The organism is Mesorhizobium sp. M1E.F.Ca.ET.041.01.1.1 (genome assembly GCF_003997355.1).
Classification (GTDB): Bacteria; Pseudomonadota; Alphaproteobacteria; order Rhizobiales; family Rhizobiaceae; genus Mesorhizobium.
In genome coordinates, this window is the sequence record NZ_RZSL01000578.1 from 1 (window position 1) to 3,669 (window position 3,669).

3 protein-coding genes are annotated in these 3,669 nt (G+C 64.0%); all 3 read left to right on the forward strand.

The features are described 5' to 3' along the window. A partial coding sequence (locus EOA38_RS30525; RefSeq protein WP_145966133.1) for a quinone oxidoreductase occupies positions 1 to 674 on the forward strand: 674 nt, incomplete at its 5' end. 214 nt (positions 675 to 888) lie between these two features. Then, complete coding sequence (locus tag EOA38_RS30530) at positions 889 to 2,466, forward strand: ABC transporter ATP-binding protein (protein WP_189435021.1); 1,578 nt, start codon at positions 889 to 891, stop codon at positions 2,464 to 2,466. Beyond that, positions 2,463 to 3,575, forward strand: a complete 1,113-nt coding sequence (locus EOA38_RS30535) for an ABC transporter permease (RefSeq protein ID WP_127300979.1) — start codon at positions 2,463 to 2,465, stop codon at positions 3,573 to 3,575. The genes EOA38_RS30530 and EOA38_RS30535 overlap by 4 nt, the downstream gene beginning before the upstream one ends. The last annotated feature ends 94 nt before the right edge of the window (positions 3,576 to 3,669 follow it).

The following is a 3,669-nucleotide window of genomic DNA, read 5'->3' on the forward strand; positions in this document are numbered from 1 at the left end:
CCGCCGACCGCGTGGTCAAGCTACCGGACGGCATCAGCGACGAGCAGGCCGCGGCCATGATGCTGAAGGGCATGACGGCGGAATATTTGCTGCGCCGCACTTATCATGTGAAGGCAGGCGACACGATCCTCTACCACGCCGCCGCCGGCGGTGTCGGTCTCATCCTCGGCCAATGGGCAAAGCATCTCGGCGCGACCGTGATCGGCACGGCGAGCTCCGCCGACAAGATCGAACTCGCCAAGGCGCATGGTTTTGACCATGTCATCAATTACAAGGAGCAGGATTTCGTCGCCGGCGTCGCCGCCTTCACCGGCGGCCGCAAATGCGACGTCGTCTATGATTCCGTAGGAAACGACACCTTTCCCGCCTCGCTCGATTGCCTGAGGCCGCTCGGCATGTTCGTCAGCTTCGGCCAATCGTCCGGGCCGATCCCGCCTTTCTCGATGTCGCTTCTGGCCCAGAAAGGCTCGCTCTACGCAACCCGGCCGACGATCTTCGTCTACAACGCCAAGCGCGAGGATCTGGTGGCGTCGGCCGGGGCGCTCTTCGACGTGGTGCTGAGCGGCGCCGTCGAGATCAAGATCAACCAGCGCTATGCGCTGAAGGACGCGGCAAAGGCGCAATCCGATCTTGAAGGCCGCAAGACGACCGGCACGACCGTCCTCATTCCCTGAGCCGGCTGCCTCGTTCTTCAGCGCCATGCCGTGGATGAGGGCACGGTTTGCCCGAAAGGCCCGCCGGTTTTTCGCAAGCTCCCAATAGGTGTATCTTACCCCTTGAGTTTCCGCTGGAATTCTTGAAGCTCTTTCAAGTTGAGTGCCGCTTTCCGACCGAAGCCGGCCGCGCATACGATACCAGCGGGAACACAGAACATATCCGGGTAACTGGATGGGAGGCACTGTGAGTGCAAATCATGACAGGGCGAATCTGCTCGAGGTTCGCGGCCTTACGAAGATCTTCGGCACGCTGACGGCGTGCGACCATATCGACCTCAACATCGCGAAGGGCGAGATCCATGCCCTGCTCGGCGAGAACGGCGCCGGCAAGTCGACGCTGGTCAAGATGCTGTTCGGATCGCTCGAGCCGAATTCGGGCGAGATTTTTTGGGACGGCAAGGCCGTGAACATCACCAGCCCGGGCGTGGCGAAAAAGCTCGGCATCGGTATGGTCTTCCAGCATTTCTCGCTGTTCGAGGCGCTGACGGCGGCCGAGAACATAGCGCTCTCACTCAACGACGGCTCGCCGATCAGTGCCATTGCCGCGAAGGCGAGGGCGCTCTCCTACAGCTACGGCCTGCCGCTCGATCCTGAAACGCTGGTCGGCGATCTCTCCGTCGGCGAGCGCCAACGCATCGAGATCATCCGCTGCCTGCTGCAGACGCCGCAACTCATCATCCTCGACGAGCCGACCTCCGTGCTGACGCCGCAGGAAGCCGACAAGCTGTTCGAGACGCTCGAGCGGCTGCGCGCGGAAGGCAAATCCATTCTCTACATTTCGCACCGGCTGGAAGAGGTCAAACGCATCTGCGACCGTGCCACCGTGCTGCGTCACGGCAAGGTGGTCGGCCATTGCAACCCGCGCCAGGAGACAGCCGCCTCCCTCGCCCGCATGATGGTCGGCAACGAAGTGAAGGCGGTGGTGCGCGCGCCTGCCGAAGGCATCGAAACCGCGCCTGCGCTGCTTGAAATCCGCGGGCTTACCCGCAAGCCGGCGACGCCTTTCGCCATTCCGCTGAAGAACATCAATCTCTCGGTACGCGCCGGCGAGGTGATCGGCATCGCCGGGGTCGCCGGCAACGGCCAGGGTGAACTCTTCGAATCCGTCTCCGGCGAGGTGCTGCAGCAGGATCCAGGCGCGGTGCGCATCCGCGGCAAGGATGCCGGTGGCCTGCCGATCACCGGCCGACGGCTGATGGGCGCCGCCTTCGTGCCGGAGGAGCGCCTCGGCCACGGCGCGGCGCCCCGGATGAAGCTTTCGGAGAACCTGCTGCTCTCGCGCCATGCCACCGACGGCAAGTCCTTCGTCGGCTCCGGCGGCATGGTCAAGAACGCCTCCGTCTACAGCGCCGCGCAGCGCATCATCGCGGCGATGGACGTGCGCAAAAGCGCGCCCGATCCGGAAGCGGCGGCGTTGTCCGGCGGCAATCTGCAGAAATTCATCGTCGGCCGCGAGCTCGACCGCAAGCCGAGCGTGCTCGTCGTCAATCAGCCGACCTGGGGCGTCGACGCGGGTGCCGCAGCCCATATCCGCCAGGCGCTGATCGAGCTTGCCCGCAGCGGCTCGGCGGTCCTCGTCATCAGCCAGGACCTCGACGAATTGTTCGAACTGTCGGACGCCATCGCGGTCATGCACAACGGCCAATTGTCGGCGCCGCTTCCGATCGCCGAAGCCACCTTCGAAAAGATCGGCCTGTTGATGGGTGGCGCCGAACCCGGCCACGCCGAACACACCATGGAGACGGCATGATGCGCCTCGAATTGGTCAAACGCCCGCAGCGCTCGGCGCTGTTTTCGGTGCTCTCGCCTTTCATCGCCTTCGCGCTGACGATGATTGCCGGCGCGGTTCTGTTCGCGTTGCTCGGCGTCAATCCGTTCAACGCGTTCGATGTCTATTTCGTTCAACCGATCAGCGAGGTCTGGCAGTTGCATGAACTGGCGATCAAGGCCGCCCCGCTTATCCTGATCGCGGTCGGCCTGTCGGTCTGCTACAAGGCCAACATCTGGAACATCGGCGCCGAAGGCCAGTTCATCCTCGGCGGCATCTTCGGCTCGATCATCCCGGTGCTCTTCCCTGAGTTTGAAGGTCCGTTGGTGCTGCCGCTGATGCTGTTGCTCGGTATGGTCGGCGGCGCCCTCTACGCCGCCATCCCGGCGCTGCTGAAAACCCGCTTCAGCACCAACGAGATCCTGACCAGCCTGATGCTGGTCTATGTCGCGCAGCTCTTCCTCGACTGGCTGGTGCGCGGACCGTGGCGCGACCCGCAGGGCCATGGCTTCCCACAGACCATCCAGTTCGGCGACTCGGCCATCCTGCCGGAACTGATGCCGGATGCCGGCCGTGCCAATTGGGGCTTCGTCTTCGCGCTGGTCGCGGCGATAGGGATCTGGCTGATGATGAGCCGCATGCTGAAGGGTTTTGAGGTCCGCGTGCTGGGCTCGAGTCCAAGGGCAGGGCGCTTTGCCGGCTTCGGTTTCAATAAGATGGTGTTCTTCACCTTCCTGCTGTCCGGCGCGCTGGCAGGGCTGGCCGGTATTTCGGAAGTGTCCGGCGCCATCGGTCAGTTGCAGCCGGTGATCTCGCCCGGCTACGGCTTCACCGCCATCATCGTCGCCTTCCTCGGCCGGCTCAATCCGCTTGGCATCGTCGCCGCGGGCCTGGTGCTGGCGCTGACCTATCTCGGCGGCGAGGCGGTGCAGAGCGCGCTCGGCATCTCCGACAAGGTGGCGCGGGTGTTCCAGGGCATGCTTCTGTTCTTCGTGCTCGGCTGCGACACGCTCATTCATTACCGCATTCGTCTGATCGGCTTTGCCGCGCCGAAACTCGAGGCCGCGCCCAAGCTGGAGGAGGCCCGCTGATGGACATCACCGTCAACATCCTTTTGACCATCGCCACGGCGGCGACGCCGCTCTTGATCGCTGCCATCGGCGAGCTGGTGGTGGAGCGCTCAGG